The sequence below is a fragment of the Brevundimonas sp. TSRC1-1 genome (assembly GCF_049898245.1).
Lineage (GTDB): Bacteria > Pseudomonadota > Alphaproteobacteria > Caulobacterales > Caulobacteraceae > Brevundimonas > Brevundimonas mediterranea_A.
In genome coordinates this window covers 44,075-60,862 of the sequence record NZ_JAFCXI010000005.1, presented here as the reverse complement: position 1 = coordinate 60,862, position 16,788 = coordinate 44,075, and the positions used below count along the sequence as shown (strand labels likewise).

At 66.8% G+C, this 16,788-nt stretch carries 11 protein-coding genes; 6 read left to right on the top strand and 5 right to left on the bottom strand.

Annotated elements, in window-relative coordinates:
* The first annotated feature begins 125 nt into the window (after window positions 1-125).
* The 6 genes from ACP7CK_RS16370 to ACP7CK_RS16345 all read left to right on the top strand — a co-directional run bounded on the left by ACP7CK_RS16370 (window position 126) and on the right by ACP7CK_RS16345 (window position 8,354).
* Window positions 126-1,238 carry a cytochrome P450 gene (locus ACP7CK_RS16370; protein ID WP_426026708.1) on the top strand — a complete coding sequence of 371 codons (1,113 nt, stop codon included), beginning with the start codon at window positions 126-128 and terminating at the stop codon, window positions 1,236-1,238.
* Window positions 1,239-1,267: 29 nt separating this feature from the next.
* Entirely contained in the window at window positions 1,268-2,455 is a 1,188-nt protein-coding gene (locus ACP7CK_RS16365; RefSeq protein WP_426026707.1) for an alpha/beta fold hydrolase, read from the top strand.
* A 121-nt stretch (window positions 2,456-2,576) separates the two neighbouring features.
* On the top strand, window positions 2,577-5,492 hold the full coding sequence (locus ACP7CK_RS16360; protein ID WP_426026706.1) for a TonB-dependent receptor: 2,916 nt from the start codon (window positions 2,577-2,579) through the stop codon (window positions 5,490-5,492).
* A gap of 65 nt (window positions 5,493-5,557) precedes the next feature.
* Window positions 5,558-6,859: a fibronectin type III domain-containing protein gene (locus ACP7CK_RS16355; RefSeq protein ID WP_426026705.1), complete on the top strand. Its 1,302-nt coding sequence runs from the start codon at window positions 5,558-5,560 to the stop codon at window positions 6,857-6,859.
* Entirely contained in the window at window positions 6,859-7,740 is an 882-nt protein-coding gene (locus ACP7CK_RS16350; protein WP_426026704.1) for a glycerophosphodiester phosphodiesterase family protein, read from the top strand. Before ACP7CK_RS16355 ends, ACP7CK_RS16350 begins: the two co-directional genes overlap by 1 nt.
* Before the next feature lie 98 nt (window positions 7,741-7,838).
* Window positions 7,839-8,354: a phospholipase domain-containing protein gene (locus tag ACP7CK_RS16345; RefSeq protein WP_426026703.1), complete on the top strand. Its 516-nt coding sequence runs from the start codon at window positions 7,839-7,841 to the stop codon at window positions 8,352-8,354.
* Here the strand turns inward: ACP7CK_RS16345 and ACP7CK_RS16340 are convergent.
* The 5 genes from ACP7CK_RS16340 to ACP7CK_RS16320 all read right to left on the bottom strand — a co-directional run bounded on the left by ACP7CK_RS16340 (window position 8,338) and on the right by ACP7CK_RS16320 (window position 16,765).
* On the bottom strand, window positions 8,338-11,451 hold the full coding sequence (locus ACP7CK_RS16340) for a TonB-dependent receptor (protein WP_426026702.1): 3,114 nt from the start codon (window positions 11,449-11,451) through the stop codon (window positions 8,338-8,340). The genes ACP7CK_RS16345 and ACP7CK_RS16340 overlap by 17 nt on opposite strands.
* Window positions 11,452-11,497: 46 nt before the next feature.
* The gene (locus ACP7CK_RS16335) at window positions 11,498-12,478 is read right to left on the bottom strand and encodes a FecR family protein (protein WP_426026701.1); all 981 of its coding nucleotides are present in this window, start codon (window positions 12,476-12,478) and stop codon (window positions 11,498-11,500) included.
* Window positions 12,475-12,978, bottom strand: coding sequence for a sigma-70 family RNA polymerase sigma factor (locus ACP7CK_RS16330; RefSeq protein ID WP_291751705.1), 504 nt, complete (start codon window positions 12,976-12,978; stop codon window positions 12,475-12,477). Before ACP7CK_RS16330 ends, ACP7CK_RS16335 begins: the two co-directional genes overlap by 4 nt.
* Window positions 12,979-13,291: 313 nt before the next feature.
* Window positions 13,292-14,791: a tryptophan halogenase family protein gene (locus ACP7CK_RS16325; protein ID WP_426026700.1), complete on the bottom strand. Its 1,500-nt coding sequence runs from the start codon at window positions 14,789-14,791 to the stop codon at window positions 13,292-13,294.
* An 18-nt stretch (window positions 14,792-14,809) separates the two neighbouring features.
* A complete protein-coding gene (locus tag ACP7CK_RS16320; protein WP_426026699.1) occupies window positions 14,810-16,765 on the bottom strand; it encodes a glycoside hydrolase family 3 protein in 1,956 nt (651 codons plus the stop codon).
* Window positions 16,766-16,788: the final 23 nt, after the last annotated feature.

Sequence of the window (16,788 nt, the reverse complement as noted above, 5' to 3'; positions counted from 1 at the left end):
CGGACCAGCAACCCGCTCCGTTTCTTGAGCTATCCCCGTCAGGCGAGCCAATCCCCGTGGTCTCCTCACTGGACCTGGAGCGCGACCCCCATGGCCTGTTTCGCCAATGGCGTTCAAAGAGCCCCGTGATCCAACGAGAGGACGGGGCCTGCCTCGTTCTCCGCGCGGATGATGTCGAGCGGCTTCTCAACGATCCCAGGACGCAGCAGATCGACGGCGCTCTCTATGCGCGCATGCGCGGCGTCCCGCCGGGTCCGCTGTTCGACCTCCTGGCGACATCCGTATTGCTGTCAGAAGGCGAGGCGCATCGCCGACGACGGGCGCCCCTGTCGCGCACCTTCGCCTTCCGGGCCATCGAGTCCCTACGCGATATGGTGCGGACGGCCGCCGAAGGCTTGATCGACGGCTTTGAGGCCGATGGCGCGGCGGACCTGGTCCAGGCGTTCTGCGCGCCCCTGCCGCCCCTGGTGATGAGCCAGCTCCTCGGCGCCCCGGCGAGCGACGCGCATGAGTTCGCCCGGGCGGTTTACAAAGTCTCTCCCGCCTTTGCGCCGGCCCTGCCCGGCGAAGATATGGACCGAATGGTCGATGGGGCCCGTTGGCTCACAGGCTATGTAAAGGCGCGTCTAGCGGACGCGGCTTCCGGCCAGACGCCCCCCGCCGCGCTGCTTGAAGACATGCTCGCCGCCGTCGGCGCGGGTGATCTGACCGAGGCCGAAGCCGCCGTCCAGATCGTGACCTTGATCATCGGCGCCAGCGACACGACCCGGGGCGCTCTGGCGGTGCAGGTCAGCCTTTTGGCCGAGCGCGGTGCAGACTGGTCCGACTATGGCGACAATCCTGACCTTGCGCGGGCGGCCGTGGCGGAGGCGCTGCGGTTCGAACCGCCGGTGGGCTCCTTCCCCCGGTTCTCGACAGAGGCGATCACGCTGGACGGCATGGTCATTCCGGCCGGCTATCTGGTGTCTCTGTCCACCCTCTCCGCCATGCGCGATCCGGCCCGCTTCCAGGATCCGGACACCTTCCTCATCAACCGGCAAGATCATGTTCGCTGGCACATGGCGTTCGGCGCCGGCGCGCATCGGTGCATCGGCGAGGCCCTGGCCCGACTGGAACTCGAAGAGGGCCTGATGGCCCTTTGCCGGAAACTGCCCCATCTCCGGCTCGCCGGGCCGCCGGTCAAGGTGGAGGGCTATGCGGGGATCCGACGCATCGGCCAGTTGCAGGTGACGTGGTGACCCAGATCCACTTCAAACGATCGCGCGGCATGACATGGCGCGCCCTCGGTCTGGGGCTCGTCCTCTTGCCCGGCCTTCTCGGCTGTTCGCCGCACCCATCCTCGCTCGGAAGCCTGCCGCCCGAGCGCGCCCTGCCCAGGATCCCCATACAGGGCGGCGTCTGGCGAGAGGCTGCCCATCTCTGGTACGGCGTGATCGGCAGCGGTCCCCCTGTGATCCTGTTGCACGGAGGACTGTCCAGCCACCGGGCCTGGGGCCGACAGGTCCCCGCTCTCCTTGACGCCGGCTATCAGGTCATCCTCATTGACAGCCGGGGCCACGGTCGCAGCACCCTGGGTTCGACACCTCTGAGCTACGATCAGTTGGCCGAGGATGTCGGAGCGGTGATCGATCATCTGCAGTTGAACCGACCCGCAATCATAGGCTGGAGCGACGGCGCCATAACGGCGCTCGTGCTCGGCATGGACCGAGGCGATCAACTCGGCCCCATCTATGCGTTCGGCGCCAATATGGATCTACAGGGTGTCCGCAAGGACGCCGGCGATGCGCCGATCCTGCGGCAGGTGGGGCCCCGCCTCGCCGCCGATTATGCCGAGCTCTCGCCCGCCCCGGATTTCTCCGGGCTGACCCGGGCGGTCAGGACCATGCAGACAACGCGACTTCACTACGGCCCCGGTCAACTCGCCCTGATCCGGGCGCCCCAGGTTCTGATCGTCGCGGGCTCGGAGGATGAATTCATAACGCCGCAGCATGCCGCCTATATAGCGGACGCCATCCCGGGCGCCGGTCTTCAGTATCTGGCGGACAGCGGGCATTTCGCGCCTTGGCAGAGCCCGGAACTGTTCAACCAGTCCATGATCCGGTTTCTGAAGTCAGCCGGATACGCGCCGGACACGGCGGAGACCGAACCCGCCGCGCCAGACGGAATGGGCGTGAGAACAATGGCCAGGGGCGACGCCCTGCCCCAGGCCGCAAGCGTCTGCCTCCCCGCCGCCGTCCAATGCCGGTCTCCGGCTGAACCGGCCGGGTCTCGACCGGGACGGAGCGCGGCGCCGCTTCTACATTCAGCGCCGCACCCTACGCCGAAGGCTCAGTGTGGTCCGGGCTGGACGATCCCCCTACCCTTGCGGCCCGTGCGGCATCGCGGCGCAAAGCCTCGGCACGGAGCCGAAGAAGGTTGCCGGTTCGTCAATGACGGGGCGGATCTGTATATCTGAGGTTGATTGTCCAGTACAGATTGACGACGTGCGTATGAAATATTGACGACGCCTGTCAGCTTGTTCGGGTCGTCCAGTCTCTCTGTCGTCTGCGCCTAGGCAGACCACGGGGGACTACATCATGAAAACCAAATCTCGCTATCTGGCGGCGGCCGGAGGCCTGGCGTTGATCGCGGCCTTTCCGCAATGGGCGGCGGCCCAATCGCAGTCGCAATCGACCTCGTCCGAGGCGGAAACGGCGGCGCAACCCAACCCCGCCGTCCTCGATGAAGTCGTCGTCACCGGCTATCTGCAGGGCCTGCGCCGCTCGATCGACGAGAAGCGCAACAGCGACATGATCTCGGACAGCGTCAGCGCCGACGACATGGGCAAGCTGCCGTCGTCCAACCTGACCGAGGCCGCATCGCGCATTCCGGGCGTGTCGGCGGTCCGCAACCACTTCACCGGCGAAGGCGACCGGGTGGTGATCCGGGGCATGGCGACCGAATACAACGCCTACGCCGTCAACGGCGTGCGCATGGGCGGCACCGGATCGCCGGGCGACAACTTCTTCCGCGGGGTGCGCCTCAGCTTCCTGCCGACGTCGGGCGTGGATGCGATCACCGTCTACAAGAGCCTGCTGCCCTATATGGACGGCGACGCCATCGGCGGCACCATCGACATCAAGACGCCGACGGCCTTCGACTATGATCCGACCCACGTCGCCGGTTCGATCGAGGGCACCCTGCTGCAACAGCGCGACGACCGGACCTCATGGGCCGCCGATATGGCCTTCGGCAAGCAGTTCTCGGAGCGCCTGGGCCTGTTCGTGACCGGCAACTACTCGGAACGCGCCTCGCAGTTCGAGCAGATCGGCAACTCCGGGGATAATATGCCCCGTAATTGGTACGGCAAGGCCCAGAGCCTGGACTTCGATCCCCAGACCTTCGTGACCCGCGGTCTGGAAATGTCCACCGGCGACACGGACGTGACGCGCTGGGGCTTCAACGGCTCGCTGGACTGGCGCGGCGACAATCACGACTTCCACCTGCGTGGTCAGTACAATGAGTATGAAGAGACCCAGTTCAGGAACCGCCTCAACTTCCGCAACGAGGCCGGCACCAGCGCCTCGGCGCGCCTGGAGCAGGTCGACAAGTCGCGCGGCGACCTGACCCAGCCCGCGAACGCCGTCATCGGCTATGGCCCCAAGGGCGCCATCTACAACTACACCACCGCCCAGATCGTCGACCGCGACAAGGATGGGGTGATCACCGACGCCGACAAGGGCTCCAACGGATACTACAGCCTGAACGGCTCGTCGGGTTCATGGGATCCCAAGGGCTTCCGCCTGCGTCGCTACTGGGAAGGCGGCACGACCGAAGGCGTGCTGCAGATGGTCAACTTCGGCGGCGAAAGCCGCTTCCGCGAGTTCACCCTCGACTACGACCTGTCGCACTCGGAATCCGAGGACAATATCGTCGACAGCTACGAGATGTACTTCGGCCGCAACGCCTATCTGTGGAAGGGCAACGAAGGCGTCGAGATCGTCAGCCAGGGGGATCCGCAGTACCTGAAATGGGTGCTGAACCCCGCCGGCATGGCGGGCGTCCAGGACCTGACCCAGTACACCGCCTCCAGCCTGAGCGGCAGCTACGGCGGCGCCAAGGAAACCCTGAACCAGGCCCAGTTCAACCTGCGCTACCAGCCGACAGGCTCCTGGCTGCAAGAGGTCCGCGCCGGCGCCAAATACTACAAGTCCGAGCGTGAACGCCTGGAAGGTTCGCTGATCGACCTGGAGCCCCGGGGCACCATGGCCGACTATTCCGCCCTGTTCGGCGAAGCGATCACCGACATGTTCGACGGCCGTTACACCGGCCAGTACCAACTCGGCCCCGTCATCGACACCGACAAGATGATGGCCGAGATCGAACGCGCCAAGGCGGGGAATTCGACCCTGCTGACGCTGAACGAGGCGGACTCGATCGACTACGCCTCCACCTGGTTCTACGACGAACAGGTAGTGTCTGCCTATGTGATGGGCACGGCCCGTTTCGGCGCCGCAGAAGTGATCGCCGGGGTGCGGGTCGAAGACACCAGCAACGACATCCGCGCCTGGACCGAAAACCCGGTGCGGGGCGAGGACTACACCACCGACACCTCGGGCTTCACCAACTGGCTGCCCTCGATCCACGTCAACTATGACGTGAGCCGGAACGCCAAGCTGCGGGCGGCGATCTGGACCAGCGTTTCGCGTCCGGACATCAAACGGATGACCTCGGTCAAGGAATACAGCTACGACGGCGATCCCGACGGCGACGGCGTGACCAACCCGACCAGCGAATGGGTGCTGACCGGCATCGTCCAGGGCAATCCCGATCTCGAGCCGATGACCTCGGTCAACTACGACCTGTCGGCGGAATATTACAACGGACGCACGGGCGCCTACTCCGTCGCGCTGTTCTACAAGGATCTGGACAAGTTCCTGTTCCGCTCCTCGTCGTCGGTCATTCGGGACGGCACGGAGGGCGAGTTCGACGATCCGTCGGGCGTGCCCGTCTCCATGCCGATGAACGGTCGCAAGGCCGAGATCCGCGGCGTCGAGATCAACGCCCGCCAGCAGCTCCACTGGCTGCCGGCCCCGTTCGACGGGCTGGGCGTGGCGGCGAACGCCACCATCCAGCGCTCGGAAGCCGAAACCGGCCTGTTCTGGCACCCTGAGGGCTACACCCTGCCCTTCATGGAAACCCCCGACCACATCGTGAACCTGGAACTGTTCTGGGAGCGCAACGGCTGGGAGGCCTATGTGGCCTACAACTATCAGGACGTGTCTCTGGAAGACATCGAGGACTTCGGCAACGATCCCTATGAGCAGGACTACCACTTCGTGGACCTGATGGCGCGGCGTCAGATCACGCCGAACCTGACGGCCACCTTCAAGGTGCAGAACCTGTTGGACAACTACACCTACTTCTACACCTTCGGTGCAGGAAAGGGCGGCGTCCGCGACTACATCGAGAACGGTCGTTACCTGAGCCTGAACCTGAACTGGCGGCTCTGATCGCTCCTGCCGCTCGCGGGAGATCTCCCGCGAGCGGCGCCTTTTCCAGACATCGAGGATACCTCATGCGCCTTTCCCTGCGCCTCGCCGCGACCCTGTCCTGCAGCGTCCTGGCCTTCGCCGCCCTCCAGGCCGTCCCGGCGCAAGCCCAGACGGTTTCCGCGCCCGAACGCGTCATCGTCAATCTGACCGAGACGCCCTCGACCAGCCTGGCCTTCAACTGGCGCGCCGAAGCGGGCGCAGGCGATGGTTTCATCGAATATGCGACGCTGACGCCGGGGCCGGCCTATCCGGCCCAGGCCGTCCGCCTGCCGGCGCAGCGCACCTCCGCCGCCTTCACGACGCGGGACGAACAGAACGTCGCCGCCGACTATTACAGCGTGCGGCTGACCGGCCTGACGCCTGACACCCAGTACGTCTATCGCGTGGGCAAGGACGGCGCCTGGTCGCCCTGGCGCCAGGTCAAGACCGCCGCCGCCGAGGTTCGTCCCTTCACCTTCCTCTATATGGGCGACGTCCAGAACGACATCCGCTCCATGGGCGGCCTGGCCGTGCGCCGCGCCCTGCGCCAGACCCCGGACGCGGCCTTCATGCTGTTCGCCGGCGACCTGATCAACCGGGCCGACAACGACGCGGAATGGGGCGAATGGTTCGACATGGATCCCCACCGCCTGGCCGAGACCCCGTCGCTGATGACGCCGGGCAATCACGAGTACATGAAACCCCAGGGCGAGACCCCGCAAATGCTGGCGCCCCAGTGGCGGCTGCAATTCACCCTGCCCGAGAACGGCCCGTCCGACATGCTGACCGAGACCGTGTATCGGGTCGATTATCAGGGCGTGCGCATCATCTCGCTCGACGCCGACATGATCGACGAAGACCCGCAGGCTGCGCAGGATCAGTTCGCCTGGCTGGAGCGCCAACTCGCGGACAACCCGTCGCGCTGGACGGTCGTCTTCCTGCACTACCCCCTTTACTCCACCGCTCGGGGACGCAGCGGGGAAGAGTTGCAAACCGCGCTGCAGCCGGTGTTCGACCGTTATCACGTCGACCTGGTGCTGGCCGGCCATGACCACACCTATGGGCGCGGCCGCCCCCACGAACAGGGCCCGGTCTATATGGTCTCCAACGTCGGGCCGAAACAGTATCCGCTGGGCGACCTCAACTGGACGGAGCGCAAGGCCAGCGGCGTGCAGGTGTTCCAGCAGGTCGAGGTGGCCGGCGACCGGCTGACGGTGCGAGCCTTCACCATGGACGGCGCCCTGTACGACGCCTTCCAACTGGACAAGCCCGGCGCGGGTCCGGCGCGCCTGACCGATCTGAAGCCGGCGACGCCGGAGCTGATCCTGCGGCGCGAGGACCAGTAGTGACGGTACGTACCGCGATCGTCGGGCTGCTCGCGGCATGGGCGGCGGGACTGGCGGCGACGCCGGCCCTGGCCGATCCGGTCTGCGGGCAGACCGCCGTCATGTCGCGCCTTCAGGCCGAACTGGCGAAGCCGCGCGGCGCCCTGCTGATCGCCGCACACCGGGCCGGCCACCTCGACGCGCCCGAGAACTCGCTGGCCGCCATCGACGAAGCGGTGCGCGAGGGCGCCGACATCGTGGAGATCGACGTCAAGGTCTCCGCCGACGGCGTGCCCTTTCTGATGCACGATCATACGGTGGCTCGGACCACCGGCGGCGCCGGCGAGGCCGAGAGCCTGACCTACGCCCAACTGCGTCGCCTGCGGCTGGAAGACAGTTCCGAGTCGCCCCCGACCCTGGTCGAGGCGCTTCGCAAGACGTGCGGACGGGTGCTGGTTGATCTGGACCTCAAGACGGATCGCATCGGCCCCGTGGTCGCGGCGGTGCAGGGGCTGGGAATGACGGACCAGGTCGTCTTTTTCGACTCCGACAGGGCGGTGTTGCGGGCGGTGCGTGAGCTCGCGCCGCGCGCCCTGCTCATGCCGCGCGTCAGCCGTCCCGACGGCTTGGCCGCCGCCGTCGAGGGGCTGGCGGCGGTGACGATCATTCACGGCGACCCCGAGTCTCTGACCCCGCAGCTCCGCAACGGGGCGCGGGCCCTGCCGGCGCGGATCTGGGTCAACAGTCTGGGCGATGTCGATGAGGCCTTGGCGGTCCGGGCGCCCGACCTGTGTCTCCGGCTGGAGGGACTGCTGGTCCTGGACGCCAATGTGATTCAGACGGATCGGCCACGGGGCCTTCGGCGCGCCGTGAGCGACTGCGGGCTCGCGGCGCTGCCATGATCGAAGCCATGCAAAGGCGCGGGGGCCGAGCGGGCGGCGCCTTCAATCCCCGCCTGACCACGAAGACGCGCGATCTTTCCGGGTCGAGCAGCCTCTCCGTGACGGATCGCTTTGACTTCGCCCAGGATGAGCTTTTGCTGACGGTGTGCAACGCGGCCGGCGGCGATGTGGCGCATCTTCAGATCCTCGATGCGCATCAGCCGTCGGCGCCCATGGACGCCTTCAGCCTGCCGCCCGGCGAGCAGGTCGAACTGATCCGGACGGCCGACCCCTATGATCTGCGCCTGCTCGGACCCGACGGCTTCTGCAGGCGCTTCTCCGGCTGTCTGGCCGAAGACGGCCCTGTCGCGGCGCGCCTGAAAGAGCCGCGCCGAGGTCGGGGCCTGATCCTGGAGATCGTCCCGGCCGAGGACGCCTGGTTCTGCGTCAATGACGAGACGGGCCTGTGTCCCACGCGTCGCTACAGGCTGAGCGCTGGAGCGCCCTTGCGCCTGCGACTTCCGGTCCTGCCGGACGGCGCCTACGACCTGACCGTCTCGCGCCTCGGCGGCGCCTTCAGCCGAAGGTTCGCGGGCCGCCTGGCGTCGCAGGATCCGCTCAGAAGCTGCGGCTGATCGCCAGGGTCACCGTCGGCCCGGTGCGGATGTACTCCCGCAAATCCTCCGGCCCCGAGCCGAAGGTGTACCAATAGGTATGGCTGTTCAGCAGGTTGCGGATCTGAATCGACGCCAAGCCGTCGCCGCCCAACCGTCGTCGAAGGCTGATGTCCACAAAACTGTAGGCCTGTTCGTAGGGGTCGTTGGCGAAACTATCCATACCTTCGAGGAAGCCGCCCTGGCGGCTCCAGCCGGCCGCCGCCTCCCATCCGCCGCCCTGCCAGAACAGTTCGACGGACGCCAGGGTCTCGGGCGTCTCCGTAAAGGGAAGCCGATCGCCGACGCGCCAGACGATGTTGGCGTCGGCGCGGCTGACCTGCCAGGTCAGATTGGCCGTGACGCCCAGCCCATCCAGCGGGGCGGGCGCCCAGTCCAGGCCGTGGCGTATCGCCAGTTCGACCCCGCTGATCCGCGCCCGCCGACCGTTGGCGTAGGCCCGCACGGGCGTCCCGTTCTCATCCCCGCGGTCAATCAGTCCGCCGTCGCGGATCGAACTGGTTGAGGCCCTATAGAGAAAATTATGAATGTCCTTGTGGAACAGGGCCGCCGACCAGGCTGTCGATCGACCATAGTGTTCGAGCGACAGATCATAGCCGATGGCTTCCATAGGCTTCAGGTCCGGATTGCCTTGGCGGATTTCCTGAAGGATCCAGTCCGCCTCGGGATTGACCTCGCCGTCGCGGTCGGGATCCTGATCGTAGACATACTGCCGCGCCGACGTCATTCGGGCGATGTCCGGTCGGGCGAAACTGGTCCAGATCGCCGCCCGCAAGACCTTGTCGCCCTCCAGGGCGCGCCGCAGATGCAGCGAGGGCAGGACATTGGTGAAACTGTTTCGACGTTGATCCCGTCCGTCGCCACGGAGCGCATCCAGAATGGGAAAACTCACCTTTGATCGGGTGTGCTCGACCCGCACGCCGCCCGTGATCTCAGTTCCGGCCCATCGGGCTGCGGCCATGACATAGCCGGCCGCCGCCTGTTCCTTTAGCCGGAACCTCTCGGCGTCGGCCTGGGGCTCGAACGCGGGGTCTACGGTGAAATAGGCGCTGTCGCCGCGATAGGCCCGTTCGATCTCGGCCGACATCCGTCGGCTGTCCAAGACCACGCCCAGCCGGTGGTCCCCGACATAGCGGCCGTCGAACAGGTCAGTGACCGGCGCGCCGAACAGCCCTTCCAGATCGGCCAGGGTCTCCGGACCGATCAGATCAGGGCGGGCGCCTCCCGCGCTGCGGCGGTTGGAGTGCATATAGCGCCCTCCGGCCTGGACCGACTCCAGCCAGCCGCCGGTCAGCGTATAGGTCAGACCGAACTGGGCCTGCGCCAGGGTCTCGGACGTCTGTTCCCACTCATCGCCCAGATGTCTGAAATCATAGGCGGCCGGATCCTGAACCGCCGCCATGCCGGCGGGATTGAGCCCCCACAGGCGAAAGCGCGGATCGTCGGTCTCGATCACCCGGACGCCGCGATTGCCCAGCCATTCGACGGCGTCGGTCCTGAATTCCAGGAGCGCGCCCTCGTCCAGATCATCCTGAGAGCGCGACAGCGAGACATCATAGTCGATCCGCCACAGCCCGTCCCACCGCCGTCCGCCCAGAGTGATGGACGACAACAGTCCGGATTCCCGCGTCGCTTCCCAGAATCGTCTCAGTCGGAAGCCCATCGGATCCCACACGCCCGATGCGCCGGCCAGACTATAGACGGAGCGGACGTCGCGGTCGGCGTCGGTGATCCGCCCATCCCCGTCCACATCCTTCATGTCCGCAGTCGAGTAACCGTAGATGCGCCCCAAATCCGGATCCGAACCGACCACCATCTCGTCCGGCTGCGCCAGGCCGGTTCGACCGCTGTCCACCTGGACCAGCCGCTCGGTTCCCGCCAGGCCGTCGTTCCGGAAATTCAGACGGTTCCGGTACTCCTCGCCCTCGTAACGGTTGTACTGAAGCCGCAGGTGAAGCTCCTGCTTCCCGCCTCGCCAATCCAGGCTCCCGTTCACCCCAAGGCGGCGCACCTGGGTCTCGCCGACGGCCAGTTCCATGCCCCTCATGATGAAACGGTCGAAATCCCAGCCGGTCGAATAGAAGGTGTCGAACCAGACGGGCGGCAGGTCGTCGCTCTCGCCGCCGACCATCTCGAATTGCGAGCGGGCGTCGCTCCAGTTGGCGGCGACGAAGAGGCCCAGCTGATCCGAGAGACGGCGCGAGACGGCCAAGGCCAACTTGCCCGACTTCGGTCGGTCGAACCGGGTCAACCAGCCGTTTTCCGCCGACAGCCGCACATAGTCGTGGTCGGCGTCGAAGGCCGTCGGGGTTTGAATGTCGATCAGGCCGCCCAGGGCGTCTCCGTCCAGATCGGGCGTCAGGGTCTTTCGCACGATCAGGTTCTGGATTCCTTCGGGCGGCAGATAGCTGAGGCGGACGCCACGATAGAATTTGTCCGCCCGCGACCCGGCGCCGCCCAGCCGCACGCCATTGATCCGATAGGCGTTCCATTCGGTCGACATGCCGCGGATCGTCAGGCGATCGCCTTCGCCAGTCTGGTGGTTTCTGACGGCGTTGACGCCGGGCAGGCGCGCGAGGCTTTCCGCCAGATTGTTGGTGGGCAGCAGGCCCTGGTCGTCGACGCTGACCACATCGCTGACGCCGTCATAGGCCCGTTTGATCTCCAGAGCCTCCTGGAGGGCCCCTTTGCGGCCCAGGACCGCCACCTCCTCGAGCTGGGTCACGGTCGTCGGCGCCGGCGCAGCCTGCGCCCGCTCGATGATCAGGGTCTCGCCGACGATGCGGCCCTGCAGGTCCGGATGGGGGGCCAGCAGCCGGGTCAGGGCGTTCCAGGCGGTGGCTCGGCCTTGCCACTGCGCTGTGCGACGTCCGTTCATCAGATCGGCGTCGGCCAGAACGGCCATGCCCGATTGCCGGGAAAGATCACGCAGGGCCTGGGCAAGAGGGCCGCTGGAAATCCGAAACCTGTGCGGGGTCTGGTCGGCGGCGGCGGCGAACGGGGCCGGGGCATGGGCTTGAGCCGCGGCGCCGCCCGCGGCAAGCCACAGGCTCGTCACCGCTGCTGCGCTCCAAAACCTTGCGCGGCCCGCCCACATCCTGGGTTCACCGATCGATCAGCAGACGGCCGGAGGCGTCCCTGCGAAGCGTCAGATCCTGCATGTCAGCGACCACGGTCAGAACGTCCTGCGGCCGAGAAGCGGCGAACCGCCCGCTGATCCGGCGCCGGCTCAGGGCGGGATCGGCGAACTCGGCCTCCAGGCCGGGCGATCGGCGTTTCAACTCGATCAGCAGATCGGCCAGGCTCATATTGTCCGCGTCGATCCATCCCTCGGTCCAGTCCGGCGCCCTGACCTCCGGGTCCAGGCGTTCGATCGCCCCGGCTCGGGCGGTCGCGCCGTCGCTCAGCAATCGACCGCCTGCGTTCAGCACCTGGCCGCGCTCGGGGTGGTTCAAAGGGACCACCTCGACCCGGCCTTCCAGGACCGTCACCTCCACCGCGCCGCCGCTGCGTTCATCGACGTTGAAGCGCGTGCCCAGGGCCGTGATTCGATGTGTGGCCGTGATGACCGAGAAGGGGCGTCTGGCGTCCTTGGCCACCGAGAAGAAGCCTTCCCCGCTCAGCCAGACGTCCCGCCGTTCCGGGCCGAAGGCCGTGCGGACCCGGCTGTCGCCGTTCAGCTGGACCGAAGAGCCGTCGTCCAGCGCCGCTTGAAGGCTGCGTCCCGCCGTTCCCTCCAGCCTCTGTTCGACCAGGGCGGGCTGGGACGGCCATATCAGCACGGCGAGCGTCACGGAGGCCGCGGCCAGCATGCCGCCGGCCCAGAGGGATGGCGAGAGTGGAAGGGGCCGAACCCGCCAGGCGCGCCGACGCCGGCCCGCTTCAGCCGCCAGTGTTGCGCTGGCCGTCGCCAAGGCCGGATCGGCGAGCAACCGCTCCTGGGCCTCCAGCAGTCGGGCGCGCTCCGGCGCTGCGGCCAGCCAGGCGCGCAGCGCCTCGTCCGCCGCGTCGTCCATTTCGCCGTGACGCCGACGGTCGGCCCAAAGGGCGGCCTGTTCTTCGGCGACGCGCGCAGAATTCTTCATCGCGCACGCTCCATGTCCACCGCCTTGCGCACTTCGCGGGCGGCGCGACTGAAGTGTTTTTGGGCGGCCTCGACCGAGATGTTCAGCCGTGCGGCGATCTCCGGATAGCTGAGATCGGCGGACTGGCGCAAAACAAAGACTTCTCGCCTGAGCCGGGGCATGCGCTGAAGCGCGCGGGTGAAAAGGTCCGCTCTCTGCTTCATGTCGAGAACTTCGAATGGGGAGGGCGCGTCCGAGGCCGCCGCGTCGTCGATCGGTTCGTTCACATCCGGGGCGCCGGGGCGCCTCTGGTCGCTGAGCAGATTGAGCGCGACCCGAAAGGCGTAGGCCACCGGATCCTTCAGCGGCGTGGCCCGGGATCGGGCCAGGACGCGGGCGTAAGCCTCCTGGCTGATGTCGTCGGCGTCGGCGTCGTTGTGGACCCGGCTGCGGACAAAGGCGCGCAGACGCACGGCGTTCTTCGCCAGCAGCCGCCCCGCACTCAGATCCTGAACAGACATCCTACCCCCGCGGGCGCACCCGTTGGGCCGCGCTTTTACGGCTCAACGATGACGGTGCGAAAACAGTCCGACGAATAATCGAGCGGCGGAACGACCTGGAGCATTGCCTAAGCTTAACTTGATAGGGGCGTCGATCCGGAGCGCGATACGATCACGCCTGCCCCGGCTCGCAACGGCTCTTGAGACGCTCTGACCCTGGCTCACTTATGGATCGCCCTGCTTGCGCCGCATCGGGCTGCTCTGGCGCCGAAGCCGTCCTCAAGGGATCGCGGCAGTCCGTATTCCCAATGCGAGGCAAGCGACAGCGCGCCCTTCACGCAGCCGGACACGCCTTGGCGACATAGTCCGCATGAGACGGCATCAGGGCGACGCACTTGCCTATGACGGTCTCCACATCCGCCAGGTACCGCTCAATGTCCGGTTCCGGCGTCACATCGACGAGCGGGTCATAGCCGACCGGGATGATCCCCTGCCCCAGCAGCACCTGTATCCAGCTTTCCTCGGCGAACAGTTCGTCGTCTTCGCGGAATATCCGGCCGTTGGCGCGGAACAGGTCGATCTTCCGCTCCAGCGTCACAGGGACGTCCATGTCGCGGCAATAGCGCCAGAACGGCGTGTCTTCGCGGTCCGTCGCCTTGTAGTGCAGAATGATGAAGTCGCGGATCCGCTCGTATTCGAAGTCTGTCTGGCGATTGAACTCGGCGATGGTCGCCGGATCGAAACCGGCGTCCGGCATCAAGCGCACCAGCCGGATCAGCACGGATTGGATCAGGTGCAGGCTGGTCGATTCCAACGGCTCGAGAAAACCGGAGGCAAGGCCCGCCGCCACGCAATTGCGGTTCCATATCTGACGACGCTTGCCGGCGACGAAACGGATGCGGTTCGGTTCCGCCATCTGGGCGCCGTCCAGGTTCGACAGCAGGATCCGTTCGGCCTCCCCATCGTCCATATGGCGGCTGGAATAGACGTGCCCGTTGCCCGTGCGGTGCTGCAGCGGAATACGCCACTGCCAGCCGGCCGGGCGGGCGGTCGAGCGGGTATAGGGCATAAAGGGCTCGGTCCGCGCGCAGGGCACGGCCATGGCCCGGTTGCACGGCAGCCAGTGCGACCAGTCTTCGTACCCGGTCTTCATCGCCTGTTCGATGATCAGGCTGCGGAACCCCGAACAGTCGATGAACAGGTCGGCCGATACGACCACTCCATTCTCCAGCGTGACGGAGTCCACAAACCCGTCCTCGGGCCTGAGTTGGACGGAGACGACCTTGCCCTCGCGGCGCCGCACGCCCGCCGCCTCGGCCATGCTGCGCAGATATTTGGCGTAGAGGCCGGCGTCGAAATGGAAGGCGTGGGCGATATGGCCCAGCGGCGAGGTCGGCCGTTTCGGGTCGGCGCGCATGAAGCGGTTCTGCAGGGCCGCCGCCGTATTGATCGAATAGGCGGCGAGGTCGGACGCCTTCCCCGCCGCCCGCATCTTGAGCCAGTATTGATGGCAGCGCAGCCACTCCAGATCCCGGCCAATGACGCCGAAGCCGTGGATATAGCTTGATCCGATCCGGTCCCAGTCGACGAACTGGATGCCCAGTTTGAAGCTGGCCTGGGTGCGGCGCATGAAGTCGTTCTCGTCCAGGCCGATCAGTTCGTTGAACGTCTTGATCGCGGGGATCGTCGCCTCGCCCACCCCGATCGTGCCGATGGCCTCGGACTCGATCAGGGTGATCTCGTACAGCCCCTTGAACAGTTTGGAGAACAGGGCGGCCGCCATCCAGCCGGCGGAACCGCCGCCGACGATCAGGATTGTCTTCAGCTGCCGCACATCCGCCCCCACGAACTGTCAGTCGACAGCGTCGCAGACGCCGGGGGTGGTCGGCAAGGGCAGTTCATCCTTCGTCGCTGGCCGGGCGTAGCTGAGGCCGAAGCCCCGCGCGAACTGCACCACGTCGCCCGCATGTTCGCCGGTGCTGCAGGCCGAACCGGGCCAGGCGAAGGACAGCCGCCCGGCGAAGTCGTAACGACCGCCCGAGAGCACATCGGCCAGACCCGCGCCCTCGGTGCCGGGCAGGAAGGCCGCGACGAAGGCGTCCGACAGATTGATCAGGTCGTTGGCGTAGGCCGGCCGGCCCGAATACAGCACCGAGACCACCGGCACCCCCTTGCCCGAGACCGCGTACAGCAGCGCCAGGTCGTTCGGACGGCGATGGCTGTACTGGACCGGGGCGGGGAAGCGGACATCGCCGTGATATTCGGCATAGGGCGTCTCGCCCAGCACGACCACGACCTTGGCGAACCGGGTCACGTCCACGCCGACGGCGTCTCTGGAATAGACGATGTTGTCCGCGCCGAACTGAGCCGTCAGGGCCTGCAACAGGGTGGCGCCGGTGGCGAAGTCGCCGTTGACGTTCTCGGTCCCCTGCCAGGTCAGAGACCAGCCGCCGGTCTGGTTGGACAGGCTGTCGGCGCTGTCGCCCACTACCAGGATCTTCTCGCCCTGGATCAGCGGCAAGGCGCGGTCGTTGTTCTTCAGCAGGACGACCGACTTGCGCACCGCCTCGCGCGCCAGATCGGTCGCGGCCACGGCCGAGGCCTGCCCGTTGTAGCGGCTTTCCGACGGCGCACGGTCGAACAGGCCAGAGCGCATCTTGACCCGCAGGATCCGCGTCACGGCGTCGTCGATGCGGGACACCGGGATGCGCCCGGCTTCGACGTCGGCGATGGTATTGCCGATGAAGGCCTTCCAGTCCTCGGGGACCATGATCATGTCGATGCCGGCGTTGATCGCCTGGGCGCATTCGGCCTTGGTGCAGCCGGGGACCTGCTCGATCCCGTTCCAATCGGACACGACCAGACCGTCGAAGCCCAGCCGGTCCTTCAGCACGTCGGTCAGCATCTCGCGGCTGCCATGCATCTTGCCGTAGTCATGACCGGCGGCGACGTCGTTCCAGCTGCTGTAGGAGGCCATGACGGTCTGCACGCCGGCCTCGATGGTCGAATAATAGCCGGCGCCGTGGCGATTGATCATCTCGCTGCGGGTCGCCTGGGCCTCGCCCTGGTCCTGGCCGTTGAAGGTGCCGCCGTCGCCCATATAGTGTTTGGCCGTGGCGACCACGTCGCCGTCGCCGGTCAGATCCCCTTGCAGCCCGCGCACCAGGGCCTCGCCGTATTCGGCGACCAGCTGAGGATCGCTGGAATAGCTCTCATAGGTGCGGCCCCAGCGGCGGTTCTCGCCCACCGCCAGGGTCGGGGCGAAAACCCAGGTGATGCCGGTGGCGCGCACCTGCCGCGCGGTGGCCCGGCCGATCCGCTCGAGCAGTTCGGGATCATGGGCGGCGCCCAGGCCGATGTTGTGCGGAAAAAGCGTGGCGCCGGAGACGTTGTTGTGCCCGTGGACCGCGTCGGTGCCCCAGATCAGCGGAATCTTCACCGTCATGTCTGCGGCGAGAGCGGCGTCATGATAGCGGTCGGACAGGGCCGCCCATTCGGCCACGGTCGCGTGCTTGTTCATGGCCGGCCAGGCGCCGCCGCCGTTCAGAACCGAGCCGATATAATACTGCGTCACCTCTTCCGGCGTGATGTAGCGGACGTCCGGCTGGGTCATCTGACCCACCTTCTGCGCCAGGGTCATGCCGGCGACGATGCGGGCGATCCGCGCCTCCATCGCGGCGTCGGGCGCATAGGCCGCAGTCAGGGCCGGCCAATCCGTCCGCTCCTGCTGAGCGGCGGCGCTCATCGGCGCCAGGGCGCATCCGGCCAGCAGCAGCAGCGGGAGAAGCTTGGTCTTGCGGAAGGTCATGCGCCGTCTCTCGGTTACAGGTA

Coding starts and splice junctions, on each gene's coding strand:
- ACP7CK_RS16365 (WP_426026707.1), top strand. CDS start 1,268: ATGACATGGCGCGCCCTCGGTCTGGGGCTCGTCCTCTTGCCCGGCCTT.
- ACP7CK_RS16360 (WP_426026706.1), top strand. CDS start 2,577: ATGAAAACCAAATCTCGCTATCTGGCGGCGGCCGGAGGCCTGGCGTTG.
- ACP7CK_RS16355 (WP_426026705.1), top strand. CDS start 5,558: ATGCGCCTTTCCCTGCGCCTCGCCGCGACCCTGTCCTGCAGCGTCCTG.
- ACP7CK_RS16335 (WP_426026701.1), bottom strand. CDS start 12,478: ATGAAGAATTCTGCGCGCGTCGCCGAAGAACAGGCCGCCCTTTGGGCC.
- ACP7CK_RS16330 (WP_291751705.1), bottom strand. CDS start 12,978: ATGTCTGTTCAGGATCTGAGTGCGGGGCGGCTGCTGGCGAAGAACGCC.
- ACP7CK_RS16320 (WP_426026699.1), bottom strand. CDS start 16,765: ATGACCTTCCGCAAGACCAAGCTTCTCCCGCTGCTGCTGCTGGCCGGA.